The following is a 14,229-nucleotide window of genomic DNA, read 5'->3' on the forward strand; positions in this document are numbered from 1 at the left end:
AAAGACGGTGGGATCATGGACGGGACAACGATCATTCTGGGCGGGACCGGCGGGATTGGCGCCGCTTTGGCGCGACGGCTTGCCGCTGCCGGCCGCAGGCTGCATCTCATCGCCCGCGATGCGGCAAGGCTGGAAACACTGGCCGCCGAACTCGGTGCCAGCCACGCCGTTTGCGACGTGACGGATCCCGCCACCATTGCCACCGCCATCGCCGCAATGGAGGGGCCCGTTGACGGCCTCGCCTATGCCGTGGGCTCGATCACTCTGAAGCCGCTGCCGCGCCTTACCGCCGCCGAGATGATGGCCGATTACCAGCTGAATGCGCTGGGCGCCGCGCTGGCCGTACAGGCAGCCCTTCCCGGCCTCAAATCGGCGGATAAAGGTGCCGCGATCCTGCTCTATTCCAGCGTCGCGGTGGCGCAGGGTTTCCCCAACCATGTTTCGATCGCCATGGCGAAAGGGGCGATCGAGGCACTGACGCGGTCGCTGGCCGCGGAACTGGCACCGCGCATCCGCGTGAATTGCCTCGCCCCCTCGCTGGTCAGGACACCGCTCGCCTGCGCCCTCACCGGCAACGAGCAGATGGCGCAGGCGATCGCCGCCCTGCATCCCTTGCAGCGCATCGGGGCGGCGGAGGATCTCGCCGCCATGGGTATGCTGTTGCTGTCGCCGGAATCCGGCTGGATCACCGGCCAGGTGATCGGCATCGATGGCGGGCGCAGCGCCTTGATCGGCAAGGGCTAGACCGCGCGGAATCCCGGCGCCTTGCCCATTCGCCAGGAAAGAAGCGGTGTGCTAAGGCAGGGCACCACCGCATTTCGAGAATTCCCCATCGTGACCACGCCCTATATCGATACCTATTATCGCCGCACGCTTGCCCAGGACATCGCCTATCCGCCGCTCCATGGCAATGTCGCGGCGGATGTCTGTATCATCGGTGGCGGATTGGCCGGGTTGAGCGCCGCCTTCGATCTCGCGCAAGCCGGCCGGAAAGTCGTTTTGCTAGAGGCACACCGCATCGCCTGGGGGGCTTCGGGCCGCAATGGCGGGTTCCTGACCCCCGGCTATTCGACCGGCCTCGACAGGATCGAAGCTGTGGTCGGGCGCGACGATGCCGATGCGCTCTATCGGATGTCGATCGAGGGTGTCGATATCGTGCGGTCGCGCCTCGGGGAATGGCAAATCGCCGGCGCCCATCCCAGTGCCGGACTGCTCCATGTCACGCGCTATGACAGCGGCGATACGCTCAAACCTTACCGCGACGAGGAGAATACGCGCTTCGGCAGGAAGATCGCGTTCCTGGATCGCAGCGCGGTGCAGCAGCGTCTCGCCAGCCCGCGTTATTTCCAGGCTCTGTTCGATCCCGAGGCCTGTCATTTCCATCCGCTGAACTACGCCCAGATGCTGGCCGCGAAGATTGTGGCGCGGGGTGGAATCATCGCCGAGGAGAGCCCAGCGCAATCGGTTGACAGGGATGCCGGCGCGCATTTTGTGACGACAGCGCTTGGTCGCGTCAGCGCCCGGCACGTCGTCTTTGCCGGTGGCGGCTATACCGACAATATCGCGCCGAAACTGAAGCGCGCGTTTCTGCCCATCGCCACTTATGTGCTGCTGACCGAGAAGCTGGGCGATCTCGCCACGGCGACGATCCGTACGCCGGCCGCCATCGCCGATGATCGCCGCGCCGGCGATTATTATCGCCTGGTCGAGGGAGACCGGATTCTTTGGGGCGGGCGCATCACCACGCGGCGGCGTGATCCACGCGACATCGCCGCCATCCTGCGGCGGCAGATGGTCGGCACTTATCCGCAATTGAAAGACGTGAAGGTCGAGCTCGCCTGGTCCGGGCTCATGTCTTACGCCCGGCATCTGATGCCGCAGATCGGGTGCCTTGAAGAAGGCCTCTGGTATTGCACCGCCTTCGGCGGCCACGGCATGAACACGACGGCGATCGGCGGTCGCGTCATCGCCGAAGCGATCCTGGGGACAAGCGACCGCTATCGCCGCTTCGCCCCCTTCGGGCTCGATTGGAACGGCGGGCCTTTCGGCAAAGCCGCCGTGCAGGCCACCTATTGGTCGCTGCAGCTCATGGATTGGTGGCGCGAGCGCTAGAACCGGATCGACGAGCCGACCGAGAATTCGATTGCATCGTATTCGTCGGTGGGATCGTCGGCATCATCGGCCGCCTCGCCCCAGGTGTAGAAGGTGCCGGCATCGATATCGATGCCCGGCCCCATCGCGTAGTTCAGCGTGAAGCCGGCGCGGTCGATGAGATCGTGATCGCTGAAGCCATCGACCTCGCTCACCACATGAGCCCAGCCGCCGCCAAAGGTCCAGGCCTCGAGGCTGTAGGTGAGACCCGTGCCGACCATCCAGATGTCTTCGCCGCGGCCATTGCCATCGGTGAAATAGGTGCCGGCGACACCGACCTCCCAGGCACCGAGACGCAGATTGGCACCGGCATTGTAACCGGCCTGTTCGGTTTCTTCCGGCGTGGTCGCGTTGACGTCGCCCTCCCAATAGGCGGCAGCCCCCAGGGCAAGGCCCCAATCCTCGCCGTCGTGATCGTAATGAAGGGCGAGACCGGCATTGTTGCTGGCCGAGCCGCCGGCGCGGTCCGGGCGCCAGATACCGTCGGTATTGTCGCCGTCGTTATAGGCTTTCTCGTCATCGTTCGGCGTGAAGGAGACGCCAAAGGCAAAACCGCTCCAGACCGGCGAATAATAGACCAGCTTGGCCGGCTTATCTCGGACGGTGATGGTGTTCTCGGGATCGAACAAACCGGGCGTCAGCGCGGCACCCGTTGTATTGGGCGAATAGGGACCGAAATTCGCCGTCGATCCGGGCGGCAGCATGAATTTGTTACCGGCGGCGCCATCGACCAAGCCGAGACGGAATTCACCGAAGCCGCCGTTGAAGAAGGAATAGGCCTGATCGAATTGGTCGCGGTTCTCATCGCCACCTTCGAGCTCAAGCTGCGCGCCCACGGTGACGCCGTTATCCAGCTTCACCCGGCCCATGAAATGGATCTCGGCGTCCGTGCCGACGCCGGTGGCGTTGATGTCGTCGCCTGCCTCGCCGGCACCGTCATCATCGAAGGCAACACCGAACGCGCTCCGGATATTGCCGCCGAGGCTGAGCTTCACGCCGTCCGACGCCAGAGCTGGCGCCAGCGCGATATGAACACCGATGAGGGCGGAACTGCCCAGCAGAATCTTTTTCATCCCGAATGCCCCGACGTTTCCCCTGGCCGCGCCCTTGGGCCCGGCGCCTTGCCATCACGCGACGCGGCGAGATTGCGCATGCTTCTGGACGACCGCATCCGATGCCCATATCTTCGGCCTGATTGTTGTCGCGTCCAACAGAAACCTCGCGCGGAACAGCGAAGCCGCGCAACAAAATGGCGTTAATGATTGTTATCAGACACCCTGATATTGGGCGGCCTCAGTTGGCCAGGGCAATCGCCGCCTGGTACTGGGACTGGCCATAGGGTGCCATGCCATTTTCCCGCCGCACCATGGCGTGCATCATGGGAATGAGATCAGCGGTGTTCTGCGTATCGACAGCATCGTCGGGGCTTCTGTTCAGCTTGCCGGCCACAAAGGCGGCATAACCATTCGTGTCGTTATTGTCCGAGGCCGGGGCCCAGCGCGCGATCATCTGGCGGATGGTCCGCAAGCCATGTTTGATCTGGTAATTGCGCAGCAGAACCGCCATCGCGCGCAATCCCCATTCCGGCTCCTTGAACACACAGAATGCGGTCTCATTGCGCTGGAAATCGGTCATTTCCGCGGGTTCAGCAAGGCCAAGCCAGGGATCGCCCACCCGGATATTGCCCGGATTGTTGTTGCGGATGCCACGCGGCATCCCGGCCGCGACATTGGCGCTGGTGAATTTACCGAGCTGCGGCAAAGGCTGGCCGACATGGGAGGGATTGTTCGGCCGGGCCAAGGCGTTCTGCAGATCGGCCACCTGGATTGCCGGTGCGGGTGCCGGCTGCGTCGGCCCGTTCAGCCAGGAGAAATCGAGCTTGTGGCCTTCCTGCTTGATGGCTGCGTCGAATTTCTCGCCCGCCTCGTCGTGATCCTCGCGTTTCTTCTGATACCACGCCCAGTGACAGAGCTCGTGCAAGGCGACGATGCGTAAAAATTCCTGTCCCGTGGCATTGCCGGGATCGCGTTCGAAACGATCCGCGATGTCGCGGGAAAGATCGATGCGCGTGCCGATGCTCTTGTCGAACACGCCGGCGACCGACAGGCCCAGTTTCAGGAACCAAAGCGTCGGCCCGTCGCCATCGACCGCGTTCTTCGCATCCGTCGCCGAAAGCTCGCTGGTGGCGCAGAAGGCCTTCCAGATGGCCGGCTGGGTTTGTTCCAGTTGCGGCAGGTCGGATTTCAACCAGCCAACGGTCTTGGGCAGTTTATCGTGCCAAAACTGCGAGATCAGCATGGCCACACCCATAGCGTGTTGGAACGGAAACTTTTCCATTATACATTTATTGAGGACAAGACTAAAATCGAAATGTTTCGTTCCTGACAGGGATGCGCCGAGCGGTTGAATTCGGACATCCGGCGCCCGCGCGGGCTGCGGCCAAGACGCCGCGATTTGTCAGCCTCGATACGGCAGATGTGATCGTACAGGATTGCGTTCATCGGCAACCGGGCTCGGAGGTCGGATTCATGCTGGATCGCGCGGAACGTCGGAACCTGGCGAATGTGCCGGCATCGCGGCATTGCAAGCAACAACCGCTTGGCATGCGACGGCTCTCGGGCGCGGCTTTGGGTCTCGCCGCCATGCTGTCCCTGAACGCCTGCGCCGTGCTGCATCCCGAAATCGCGCCGGAACAAGACAAGGTGGATGCTTTCGACGCGACCGGCGCTTTGCCCGATGCCGTACGTCTCGCGGATTCGCTCCGCGCCCAGTATATCGACAAGGTCGAGGATCTAATCCTGCTGGACCGGTCGATCGGCCTGCTGCTGATCGGCGCGGCCGCGGCCGCGGCCGGGATCGGCGCCACCGGCGGACCGTCCACGATGGTGCTGGGCCTCGGCCTCGGCGGTGTCGCCGGCTATACCGCCAACAGCTTCATCAATCCCCGGCCGCAACAATTCATCTATGCCGCCGGCGCCCAGGCCGTGCAATGCGCCCTCGACGTGATGCAGCCGCAGATCGTCGCCTATCGCGACTATCCGCGTCTCAGGCTGCTGCTATTGGGCGGCAAGGTGGACGACAAGACACCGAAGGAAGCGGAACTGAGGCCGCTTGCCGCCCTCATCGAGGACTTGCGCTGGCGCATCGGCGATAACGGCGATGTCCAATCGGAAACGATGATCCGCGGCCAGTCGGCCCTGGAACGGGCGGAGAAGACTCTGGCCGCCGGCATGAACGCGCTCCGCGTGATGAACGGTGCCGGCGAGCAATTGCGCTCGTCCCTGCGGCTCATCGAAGGCCAGGTGGCGCAGGCGATTGTCGCCTCCAGCCCGACAGTCGAATCCCTTGCCGCCTCGCTCTCTTCTTCGCTCCCGCCTTTGGTGCAGAAATTCACGGCATCGCAGGCGCCGGCGACCAGCAAGGCGGCGACCGATGCTGCCGCGGCCAATGCCGAGAAGCAGACTTCCGCCAAGCACGACACAGCAATCAAGGAACTGACCGACGAGATCGAGGGGCGCCTGCCCGAGATCGACGCCATCGTTTCCTTCGTCGAGGCATCGCCCTCGGTCGAGCGGCTGGCGACCTGCCGGGTCGACACGAAGGCCGCCGGCCTGACCATGGCGGTGACACCGACCAGCGACGTCTCGGTCACGGCGCCGGCCGGTACCACGCCGGTCATCGTCACCTATCAGGTGAGCGGCGGCGTGCTGCCCTATCGCGCCAATTGGAACGGCACGCAGCCACCGGCCGAGGAAGTCGAGATGGCGATCGAATCCGGCCAGGGCATCATCACTGTCCAGGTGAAGAAGGGCGCCAAGCCAGCGACCTATGGCATCCTCATCAAGGATGCCGCGAATGGGCAGCAGAGTGTCACCCTGCGCATCGCCGAGGCCGGCAAGTCGGCCGGTGCAGGAACTGCGGGTGCAGGAGTTGCGGGCGCAGGGGCGGCAGGCGCAGGAGCGGACACAGCGGCGGCAGGTGCAGGGGCGGCAGCGGCCGCGCGACCCACTTGTTTCGACGAGAAGACCAAGAAGGTGCAGGACTTCCTGCTGAGCCAGAAGGTCACCGATGTGCTCATCGCCGGGGCCAGCTTCCCGGTGACCAATGAGGGATGCTTCGGCCCGGTCACGCGGGCGGCGATCTATCATTTCCTGGTCGACGTCAACGGCACGGCGCCCGCGGCCATACCCACCGAACAGGCGCCGCTGCTGGAGATGGTGATCGGCATGATATGAGGCGGTGGCAGCGGCCGCCACGTCAAGCCAAGGAGAGGAAGCCATGGCAGGTTTCTGGAGCGCGGTGATCACGTCCTGCCGCAAGCGGCCCTATCTTGTCCTGGGCCTGCTCTTTGCCCTGCTGGGCTTTGCCGGTTCCTTTGCGATCATCTGGTGTGCGGCACAGACTGGCTCGATGCGCGTCAGTGCCTGGCTGGCTGCGATCCTGGCTTTTGCCGGCGTCTTTATCTGTCTCGGTCTCGGTGTGAACGGTCGCGTGCTCGGCGCCGTCATCGACGAGCGCAACCGCTACAGCCTGTCGCGCCTGCAAATGGCGATGTGGTCCATTCTGCTGCTGCCCAGCATCTATGTCGTGGCATTGACCAATCTGCATTTCGATCCGAGCGTGATTACGAATCCGGACAAGAACGTACAGATCATTCTGTTCGACTGGAATCTGCTCTATCTGCTGGGCATCAGCGTCGGCAGCGTCATCGTGAGCCCGTTGACGCTGAGCTTGAAGTCGAATCAGGCTGCGGCACCAGGCCAGGTCGCCAGTGCGGCCGCCGAACTCGACCAAATGCAGAACCTGGGCGGTGGCGTCACAGCGACGGGCCAGCTTATCAAGAAGGATAGCCCCGCCAGCGCCCGTTTCGGCGATCTCGTCCGCGGCGAGGAAGTCGCCAATGCAACCATCGTCGATTTTCCACGCGTGCAGATGCTGATCATCACAGGCATCGTTCTTGTCATCTATGCCGTTGGTATCCACAGCGTGCTGGCTGGCACACTCCCAATTTCCCGCTTTCCGAAACTCGACGATCTGCTTCTCGGCCTCATCCTGCTCAGCCATGGCGGCTATCTGGCCGGCAAGCTGACGCCGACGACATCGGCCAAGGCCGATGTCACGCGGCATCTGGCGCGCGCTCTGCAACTCTCGCAGCGCGCCACCGATCTGGTCCGGCAATTGGAGAGCCGCTTCGGCAGCACGGCGGAAGCGAAGACGGCAGCCGGGCACGATCCACTGGTGAGTGCCGCGCGTTCCCTGGCCGCCGATGCCGCCGCGATTCCGGCAACGATCGGCAGCGACACATTCAAGGAAGAAACGCTCAGCAAGCTCGAGGGTAAATACGACGCGATCGCCGCTGGCGCCGCGCAACTGGTCGGCGCGGCGAATGGCGGCAACAAAGATTTTCTGGCGGCACCGGCACCGGACGTGGTGCGGAAGCTGCAAGTGGAATTACAGAAAGCGAAATACGATGTGCCGGTCGACGGCATCCCCGACGTGAAAACGGAAAGAGCCGTGGGCGACCTGCTGGCCAAGCTGAAGATCCCGCGCACCAGCTTGAGCCCGGTTCCCTACCGCTTCTATGAAGAGGTCCTAGACCTTCTCTAGCGCCTATTCCGCGTCCGGCGCGAAATTCATCGCGACACCGTTGATGCAATAGCGCAGATGCGTGGGTGGCGGGCCATCGTCGAAGACGTGGCCGAGATGACTGCCGCAGCGGCTGCAATGCACTTCGACCCGCACCATGAAATGACTGCGGTCCTCCGAGGTTTCGACGGCGCCGGGCAGCGGGTCGTTGAAGCTGGGCCAACCGGTGCCGCTTTCGAATTTGGTCCCGGCCTGGAACAGCTTCTGATCGCAGCCCGCGCAGGAGAAAGTACCGGCGCGCTTTTCGTAATTGAGGGCACAGGAGCCGGGCCGTTCGGTGCCATGACCGCGCATCACCTGGTATTGCTCCGGCGTCAGGCGCTCCCGCCATTCGGCCTCGGATCGGGTGACGGGAAAGACCTTGCTCGACATGATGGAAACTCCGATACGTGATGTCTCAGATGTCAATGTGGCCATCCGGACCCTTGGCCGCAAGCCGGCTTTGCTTCCGGCGGTACTTATGGCACCTTCTCGGCCGAGAAACGGGGAGCATGCGGAAATGACACGACAAGTCCTGGCCAGCCTGCTGCTGGCGATTTCACTGGGCGGTTGCGCGATGCTGGGAATGGGCTCCATCGAGCTCAGCCCGAGCACGGCCGCGGCCTATGACAATTACCTCGGGCAATTGGGGCCGGACAATCACGGCTATTTCGCCGTCGCCGAAGATGGCAGCGGCTATGGCTTCACCCTGTGCGGTGCCGATGCCTGCGACGCCGATGCGCTGAAGACCGCGCTCAACGGCTGCAAGACCGGCAGCGAAGGCAAGGAATGCCGGATCTTCGCAATCGATCGCGAGCCGCAGATGGACCATACGGTGGCAGCGCAGTAACAGGCTGGATCATCGGCCGAGAAGGGCCGTGCAGCGTTTCCGCCAGGAGGGCGAGAGCTGTGCGACTTCGCCCAGTTCAGCCACTTCCTCCGGCATGAAATCGCGTGAAATCAGCAGGCGGAAGACGCGGCGCACGTCCCAGGCGGGATGTGGCCGCTCGAGCAGCGCTACCCTGTCACCGGCCTCCAGCGCGCCGGGTTCGATGACCCGGTAATACCAACCGCATCGCCCCGTGGCGACGACCCGCGCCACCAGGCCCGGCTTGCCCAGCCGATGGCCGAGCTTCCAACAGGGATCGCGGCCCTGGCTGATCTCCACCACCGCGCTGCCCAGGCGGAAACGATCGCCGACACAGACATCCGTCTCAAGCCAGCCCGTTGTCGAGACATTCTCGCCGAAGGCCTCGGGAAGCTGCCAATCGACCGCGAGGTCGGGATTCTCGGCAGCCCAGGCGGGGTAATGGTCGAACGGGTAGTGATGAACGGCTTTCTCGACCCCGCCGTGATGCACCAGATCGGCCTGTTCGTCGCCGGCAAGGCCCAAGGGCGTTATCTCGACACGCCCTTCCCGCGGCGCCTTGCGATAGGCGCTGGGTTCACCCTTCGGCCCGAAGGCGGCGATCCGGCCCGTGAGAACTGTCGTGACGATCTGCTGCTGCATGCTGCCTTTCACCCGCGGAAAATCATCTTTGCCACTTTTATCCCGCCGGGAAGCCGTCACGCAGCCGGATTATATTTACCCGGGTAATATTGACAACCAAATAATACCCGGATATAAATATGCCCTGTTCAAGGGAAGACAATATGGACCAGTCCGAGACAACCACCTTCACCGCCTTCAAGGGCACGCAGCGTCTCGCAGCCGGCGCGTTGGCAGCGGTGGCGCTGGCCGTCAAAGCGGCGGAGGCCGAGGGCCCTGCCGGCCCGATCCTCATCTATGCGGATGCCACCGGCAAGGCGATCGATCTCGATACCCGCGGCAGCGCCGAAGAGGTGGCGGCCCGCTATGCCGTCCCGGCTGAAAGCGCGCCACCCAGGGACGAAGGCCGGGGACGCGGCCGGCCCAAACTCGGCGTCGTCGCCCGCGAGGTCACCTTGCTGCCCCGGCATTGGGATTGGCTGGCGGCGCAGCCCGGCGGTGCTTCCGTCACCTTGCGCAAGCTGGTGGATGATGCCCGCAAGCGCGATGGCGGCTGGTCCAATCACCGCGCGGCGCTGGATGCCGCCTATCATTTCATGTCGGCCATGGCCGGCGATCTCCCGCATTTCGAAGACGCGATCCGCGCGCTCTATGCCGGCGACCGCGCAATGGTCGAGCGCCACATCGCCGACTGGCCCAAGGATATCCGCGATCATGCGATGAAGCTGGGCTATGGCGAATAGCGCGCGTGACGGTCGGATTATCGACGGGCGGATCGGCGACCTCCTTGCCGGGATCGTGCCCAGGCACCGCAAGGCGTGGCAGAAATATCTTGCGGCGCTGCAGGCGGAGCTCGGCGGAATCGAGCGCGATCTTGCGTCACTGCCGGATGAATCCTGGGCCGCACTAAAGGGCAACATCCTCCGCCAGATCGATCAGCGGCGTCCCGAGCATAGTTGGCCACAAGTGTGCGACCTGCTGCATGAAGCGCGTGCCTATCGCTATCTCACAGAGCTCGGCTGCACGGAGATTCACTTTTCGTCGCCATCTATGCTAGCAAAGTCGCCCGACCTTACGGCGAGGCTCGGAGCACAAACGGTGCTGTGCGAAGTAAAGACGATAAACATCGCGACGCCTGACCCTCGTGGTCTTTTGTCCCATGTAATCTTCAAGAAACTAGCCTCACGCTTGAAGGATGCGTGCAACCAATTGATGGCACATGAACAAAACAGATCTGCACAGCGCATCATATACATTGTCATCAACGTTCGCCACGGGCGGGACGATTCTCTGACTACTCATATTACACAGATGAAGATGGTCGCCGCAAAGGTACTACAGGCAGATACGCAGATTGTCTTCGACCTAGCATCAGGCCGAAACGCTGATATTAATATTGCGGATCTGCCATGAGAGCATCAGACACGCGTCCAAGGGCGCTATGTACAGCATCAACCCATCCGTCAGGAACCGTCAACATAAGATCTAATCGATATTCACCGGATTCCGGTCCGTCGGCCAATATTTCCGAAAGAAACGCGGGGACCTTAGCTGCCTCATCAATAAAGCCACCCGCAATACCAATGAACAGAGATCGTACCTCTGCAAATGTATCGTCGACGGAGACAAATCGAACTCTTTCTTCCCAACTCAATGCACTCGCACACATCTCACGATAGAGTCGACACGTTGCGATAATTTCTGCGTCGTTTCCCGGAACACCAGGCTCTCCCCACGCTCGACGGAATTCAATGTTTGTTAATTCATCAAATGCACGGGTGATGTGTAGGATTTCTGCCATGCGATCCTGCATCCACGATATGGATTCTATTTTCGGAACACGCTCGCTCGGCTTCATATACAGATATCGTTTAAGCGCTCTCCATCTCTGAAGAATAGGTGCCATCTCAAACCGCAATACTTCCGCGGTAAGTCGATACTCCCAATGATCTGCTCTTTCGATCAACAGACGTTCGGCGCGGTAGCTGAGGCGTCCGAACTCCTCTAAGTGCCTTCCTTCGTAGCGCCCTCGAATATCTGCACTGGCCTTGCCGATCTGTATGGCGATCCGGCGCTCATGGTCCCTCTGCCATTCAAACAATAGTCCCGCCGGATACTTGTTTGGATCATCATCTATCAACTTATGGCAATTGCTGCAGAGCCAGATAGCATTTGCGATATCGCTTCGCTCCGATGATGACATTCTTACATCGTACCGAGCTGAACCAGGGTTCATGCCATAGATATGCGCCGCTTCGCCCACATTGACTGAACTAGATGGATCATCAGCTGGACCACTCGTGATCGCACCGCAATCCGGGTTAGAACAGCAATTAGCAGCCCGCATCGCAAGCGTGACGATGACCTGCCGCTTGAATCTATCTTCAGACGAACGAGACATATTGAATGATTGAAGCGAGCGAGCCTGTAACGTCAAGTCCCCCTGAGCTCACTACGACCGGCAGCAGGTATGATTTTTAGCACACTCGCGGCACGTGTATTTTTCGCCATCTATTCATCTAACTGGACTAACTTATGAAAATGGCGGAGAGAGTGGGATTCGAACCCACGATAGGTTTTACCCTATGCACGCTTTCCAAGCGTGTGCCTTAAGCCACTCGGCCATCTCTCCAAACCCATCGGGACCCCGGCAGAAAGCGGCGGTCCCGCGCATGTGGCTGATGCGGGCGGGAACCTAACGAAGGGGCGTGGCGCTGGCAATAGGGGATAAGCCCATGAACCGCCGCCAAATTGCCCTGGCCGATACTAAGTATTGATTCTTATGGCGAAAGGCCACCCTACTCGTCATTGTGAGGGGAACCGGGGCATAGAAACCCTAGATTGTCGGGGATGAAATCGCCATGAACCCCATCCGCCTTGCCGGATTGACCTGCCTTGCCGCGGCGATCGTGCTGCTGGTGCTGGATCTCGCACAAGGCCTGCTGGGCCTGCGCTGGGACAGCATGTCCCTGGCCCATATCTGGAGCATGATCAACCCGGGCAGCCTCATCGGCGTGCAGAATTTCGTGCAGGAGAATGTCTCGTCCCTGCTGTGGAACGGTATCCTGCTGCCCTTCCTCAGCCTGCCGGTCTGGCTGACGTTGCTGATCCTTGCCCTGATCCTGATCGCCCTCGGCCGCCAGCGCGAATAGGACGGCGTGTCCTATTCGTGGATCTTGAGGGCCGCGATGAAGGCCGATTGCGGGATCTCGACATTGCCGTATTGGCGCATCTTCTTCTTGCCCTCTTTCTGCTTGTCGAGGAGCTTTCGTTTGCGGCTGATGTCGCCGCCGTAACATTTGGCGGTGACGTCCTTCCGCAAGGCCGAGACGGTTTCGCGGGCGATGACCTTGGCGCCGATCGCCGCCTGGATGGCGATCTTGAAAAGCTGGCGCGGGATGAGATCCTTCAGCTTCTCGCAGAGCACGCGGCCACGGCTTTCGGCCTGGCTCTTGTGCACGATGCAGGAGAGCGCATCCACCGGATCGTTGTTGACGAGGATGTTGAGCTTGACGAGGTCGCTCTCCTCGTAACCATCGAGCTGATAGTCGAAGCTGGCATAGCCGCGGCTGATCGATTTCAGGCGGTCGTAGAAATCAAAGACAACTTCGTTGAGCGGCAGGCGATAGACCACCATGGCGCGACTGCCGGCATAGGTGAGGTCGATCTGGATGCCGCGGCGTTCCTGGCAGAGCTTCAGGATGGCGCCGAGATATTCATCGGGCACCATGATGGTGGCCTTGATCCAGGGCTCTTCAATCTTCTCGATCTTCACCACGTCGGGGAAATCCGCCGGGTTGTGAAGCTCGATGAGATCGCCGTTCTGCATGTGGATCTTGTAGACCACCGAGGGCGCCGTCGTGATGAGGTCGAGATTGAATTCGCGTTCCAGGCGCTCCTGGATGATCTCGAGATGCAGCAGCCCGAGGAAGCCACAGCGGAAGCCGAAACCCAAGGCCGCCGACGTCTCCATTTCATACTGGAAACTGGCGTCGTTCAGGCGCAGGCGTCCCATGCTGTCGCGCAAGGTTTCGAAATCGGCGGCGTCGATCGGGAAGAGGCCGCAGAACACAACCGGGACCGAGGGCTTGAAACCGGTCAAGGCTTCGGCGCAGGGCTTCTTGTCGTCGGTGATGGTATCGCCGATGCGGCAATCGGCGACCGCCTTGATGCCGGCGGTGATGAAGCCGACTTCGCCTGGCCCCAATTCGCCGGTCAATGTCTGTTTCGGCGTGAAACAGCCCACACGGTCGATTTCATAGACCGCATTGGCCGCCATCATGCGCGCCAGGGTCTTCACCTTCACCACACCGTCGATCACGCGCAGCAGAATGACGACGCCGAGATAGGGGTCGTACCAGCTATCGATCAGCATGGCTTTCAGGGGCGCGTTGCGGTCGCCCTTGGGCGGCGGCAATTTGGTGACGATGGCCTCGAGCACGCCCTTGATATTGAGGCCGGTCTTGGCCGAGATCTCGACCGCCTCGGAGGCGTCGATGCCGATCACGTCTTCGATCTGCTGCTTGACGCGCGCTGGTTCGGCGGCGGGCAGATCGACCTTGTTGAGGACCGGCACGATCTCATGGTGATGATCGATCGCCTGATAGACATTGGCGAGCGTCTGCGCCTCGACACCCTGGCTGGCATCCACCACCAGGAGCGAGCCTTCGCAGGCGGCGAGGCAGCGCGAGACCTCATAGGCGAAATCGACATGGCCGGGCGTGTCCATCAGGTTGAGCTGATAGGTTTCGCCGTTATCGGCCTTGTACATCAGGCGCACCGTCTGCGCCTTGATGGTGATGCCGCGTTCCTTCTCGATATCCATGTTGTCGAGGACCTGTTCGGTCATCTCGCGATCGGTCAACCCCCCGCAGGCCTGGATCAGGCGGTCGGCCAGGGTCGATTTCCCATGGTCGATATGGGCGACGATGGAGAAATTGCGGATATGGTCGAGATCGGTCATG

Annotated in this window: 14 protein-coding genes and 1 tRNA gene; 8 read left to right on the forward strand and 7 right to left on the reverse strand. The window is 61.7% G+C overall.

Annotation, left to right across the window (positions count from 1 at the left end; genetic code table 11):
* Positions 1–15 precede the first annotated feature (15 nt).
* Positions 16–744 carry an SDR family NAD(P)-dependent oxidoreductase gene (locus tag ACE3PR_RS06665; RefSeq protein WP_374369517.1) on the forward strand — a complete coding sequence of 243 codons (729 nt, stop codon included), beginning with the start codon at positions 16–18 and terminating at the stop codon, positions 742–744.
* Positions 745–834: 90 nt separating this feature from the next.
* Entirely contained in the window at positions 835–2,112 is a 1,278-nt protein-coding gene (locus ACE3PR_RS06670; protein ID WP_374369519.1) for an NAD(P)/FAD-dependent oxidoreductase, read from the forward strand.
* On the opposite strand, the gene ACE3PR_RS06675 is transcribed toward ACE3PR_RS06670, so the two are convergent.
* Positions 2,109–3,224, reverse strand: a complete 1,116-nt coding sequence (locus tag ACE3PR_RS06675) for a porin (protein ID WP_374369521.1) — start codon at positions 3,222–3,224, stop codon at positions 2,109–2,111. The two genes, ACE3PR_RS06670 and ACE3PR_RS06675, sit on opposite strands and share 4 nt — an antisense overlap.
* A gap of 220 nt (positions 3,225–3,444) precedes the next feature.
* Entirely contained in the window at positions 3,445–4,449 is a 1,005-nt protein-coding gene (locus ACE3PR_RS06680; protein WP_374369523.1) for a hypothetical protein, read from the reverse strand.
* Positions 4,450–4,679: 230 nt separating this feature from the next.
* Between ACE3PR_RS06680 and ACE3PR_RS06685 the strand changes: the two genes are divergently transcribed.
* Together ACE3PR_RS06685 and ACE3PR_RS06690 are read left to right on the forward strand one after the other, a co-directional pair.
* On the forward strand, positions 4,680–6,386 hold the full coding sequence (locus ACE3PR_RS06685) for a hypothetical protein (protein ID WP_374369525.1): 1,707 nt from the start codon (positions 4,680–4,682) through the stop codon (positions 6,384–6,386).
* A 43-nt stretch (positions 6,387–6,429) separates the two neighbouring features.
* Positions 6,430–7,758 carry a hypothetical protein gene (locus tag ACE3PR_RS06690; RefSeq protein ID WP_374369527.1) on the forward strand — a complete coding sequence of 443 codons (1,329 nt, stop codon included), beginning with the start codon at positions 6,430–6,432 and terminating at the stop codon, positions 7,756–7,758.
* Positions 7,759–7,761: 3 nt separating this feature from the next.
* On the opposite strand, the gene msrB is transcribed toward ACE3PR_RS06690, so the two are convergent.
* Positions 7,762–8,169: a peptide-methionine (R)-S-oxide reductase MsrB gene (gene msrB, locus ACE3PR_RS06695; RefSeq protein WP_374369529.1), complete on the reverse strand. Its 408-nt coding sequence runs from the start codon at positions 8,167–8,169 to the stop codon at positions 7,762–7,764.
* Positions 8,170–8,296: 127 nt separating this feature from the next.
* Between msrB and ACE3PR_RS06700 the strand changes: the two genes are divergently transcribed.
* Entirely contained in the window at positions 8,297–8,626 is a 330-nt protein-coding gene (locus tag ACE3PR_RS06700; RefSeq protein ID WP_374369531.1) for a hypothetical protein, read from the forward strand.
* Between the two features lie 9 nt (positions 8,627–8,635).
* Here the strand turns inward: ACE3PR_RS06700 and ACE3PR_RS06705 are convergent, their stop codons facing one another.
* The gene (locus ACE3PR_RS06705; protein ID WP_374369533.1) at positions 8,636–9,286 is read right to left on the reverse strand and encodes an MOSC domain-containing protein; all 651 of its coding nucleotides are present in this window, start codon (positions 9,284–9,286) and stop codon (positions 8,636–8,638) included.
* A 143-nt stretch (positions 9,287–9,429) separates the two neighbouring features.
* Here ACE3PR_RS06705 and ACE3PR_RS06710 point away from each other — a divergent pair, with 143 nt between their 5' ends.
* On the forward strand, positions 9,430–10,008 hold the full coding sequence (locus ACE3PR_RS06710; protein ID WP_374369535.1) for a DUF2239 family protein: 579 nt from the start codon (positions 9,430–9,432) through the stop codon (positions 10,006–10,008).
* Positions 9,998–10,678 carry a hypothetical protein gene (locus ACE3PR_RS06715; RefSeq protein ID WP_374369537.1) on the forward strand — a complete coding sequence of 227 codons (681 nt, stop codon included), beginning with the start codon at positions 9,998–10,000 and terminating at the stop codon, positions 10,676–10,678. Before ACE3PR_RS06710 ends, ACE3PR_RS06715 begins: the two co-directional genes overlap by 11 nt.
* Here ACE3PR_RS06715 and ACE3PR_RS06720 read toward each other — a convergent pair.
* Both ACE3PR_RS06720 and ACE3PR_RS06725 read right to left on the reverse strand, forming a co-directional pair.
* On the reverse strand, positions 10,656–11,702 hold the full coding sequence (locus tag ACE3PR_RS06720) for an HNH endonuclease signature motif containing protein (RefSeq protein ID WP_374369539.1): 1,047 nt from the start codon (positions 11,700–11,702) through the stop codon (positions 10,656–10,658). The two genes, ACE3PR_RS06715 and ACE3PR_RS06720, sit on opposite strands and share 23 nt — an antisense overlap.
* A 105-nt stretch (positions 11,703–11,807) precedes the next feature.
* Positions 11,808–11,897: transfer RNA gene (locus tag ACE3PR_RS06725), tRNA-Ser, on the reverse strand.
* A gap of 229 nt (positions 11,898–12,126) precedes the next feature.
* On the opposite strand from ACE3PR_RS06725, the gene ACE3PR_RS06730 reads away from it, so the two are divergent.
* Positions 12,127–12,417: a hypothetical protein gene (locus tag ACE3PR_RS06730; RefSeq protein WP_374369541.1), complete on the forward strand. Its 291-nt coding sequence runs from the start codon at positions 12,127–12,129 to the stop codon at positions 12,415–12,417.
* 11 nt (positions 12,418–12,428) lie between these two features.
* On the opposite strand, the gene lepA is transcribed toward ACE3PR_RS06730, so the two are convergent.
* The gene (lepA, locus tag ACE3PR_RS06735) at positions 12,429–14,228 is read right to left on the reverse strand and encodes a translation elongation factor 4 (protein ID WP_374369543.1); all 1,800 of its coding nucleotides are present in this window, start codon (positions 14,226–14,228) and stop codon (positions 12,429–12,431) included.
* Position 14,229: the final 1 nt, after the last annotated feature.

It is taken from the genome of Dongia sp. (assembly GCF_041909655.1).
Taxonomy (GTDB): Bacteria; Pseudomonadota; Alphaproteobacteria; order Dongiales; family Dongiaceae; genus Dongia.

Excerpts from the sequence above, each read along its gene's own strand:
- ACE3PR_RS06665 (WP_374369517.1), top strand. The coding sequence starts at position 16 with ATGGACGGGACAACGATCATTCTGGGCGGGACCGGCGGGATTGGCGCC.
- ACE3PR_RS06715 (WP_374369537.1), top strand. The coding sequence starts at position 9,998 with ATGGCGAATAGCGCGCGTGACGGTCGGATTATCGACGGGCGGATCGGC.
- ACE3PR_RS06675 (WP_374369521.1), bottom strand. The coding sequence starts at position 3,224 with ATGAAAAAGATTCTGCTGGGCAGTTCCGCCCTCATCGGTGTTCATATC.
- lepA (WP_374369543.1), bottom strand. The coding sequence starts at position 14,228 with ATGACCGATCTCGACCATATCCGCAATTTCTCCATCGTCGCCCATATC.
- msrB (WP_374369529.1), bottom strand. The coding sequence starts at position 8,169 with ATGTCGAGCAAGGTCTTTCCCGTCACCCGATCCGAGGCCGAATGGCGG.
- ACE3PR_RS06680 (WP_374369523.1), bottom strand. The coding sequence starts at position 4,449 with ATGCTGATCTCGCAGTTTTGGCACGATAAACTGCCCAAGACCGTTGGC.
- ACE3PR_RS06690 (WP_374369527.1), top strand. The coding sequence starts at position 6,430 with ATGGCAGGTTTCTGGAGCGCGGTGATCACGTCCTGCCGCAAGCGGCCC.
- ACE3PR_RS06710 (WP_374369535.1), top strand. The coding sequence starts at position 9,430 with ATGGACCAGTCCGAGACAACCACCTTCACCGCCTTCAAGGGCACGCAG.
- ACE3PR_RS06730 (WP_374369541.1), top strand. The coding sequence starts at position 12,127 with ATGAACCCCATCCGCCTTGCCGGATTGACCTGCCTTGCCGCGGCGATC.
- ACE3PR_RS06700 (WP_374369531.1), top strand. The coding sequence starts at position 8,297 with ATGACACGACAAGTCCTGGCCAGCCTGCTGCTGGCGATTTCACTGGGC.
- ACE3PR_RS06685 (WP_374369525.1), top strand. The coding sequence starts at position 4,680 with ATGCTGGATCGCGCGGAACGTCGGAACCTGGCGAATGTGCCGGCATCG.
- ACE3PR_RS06705 (WP_374369533.1), bottom strand. The coding sequence starts at position 9,286 with ATGCAGCAGCAGATCGTCACGACAGTTCTCACGGGCCGGATCGCCGCC.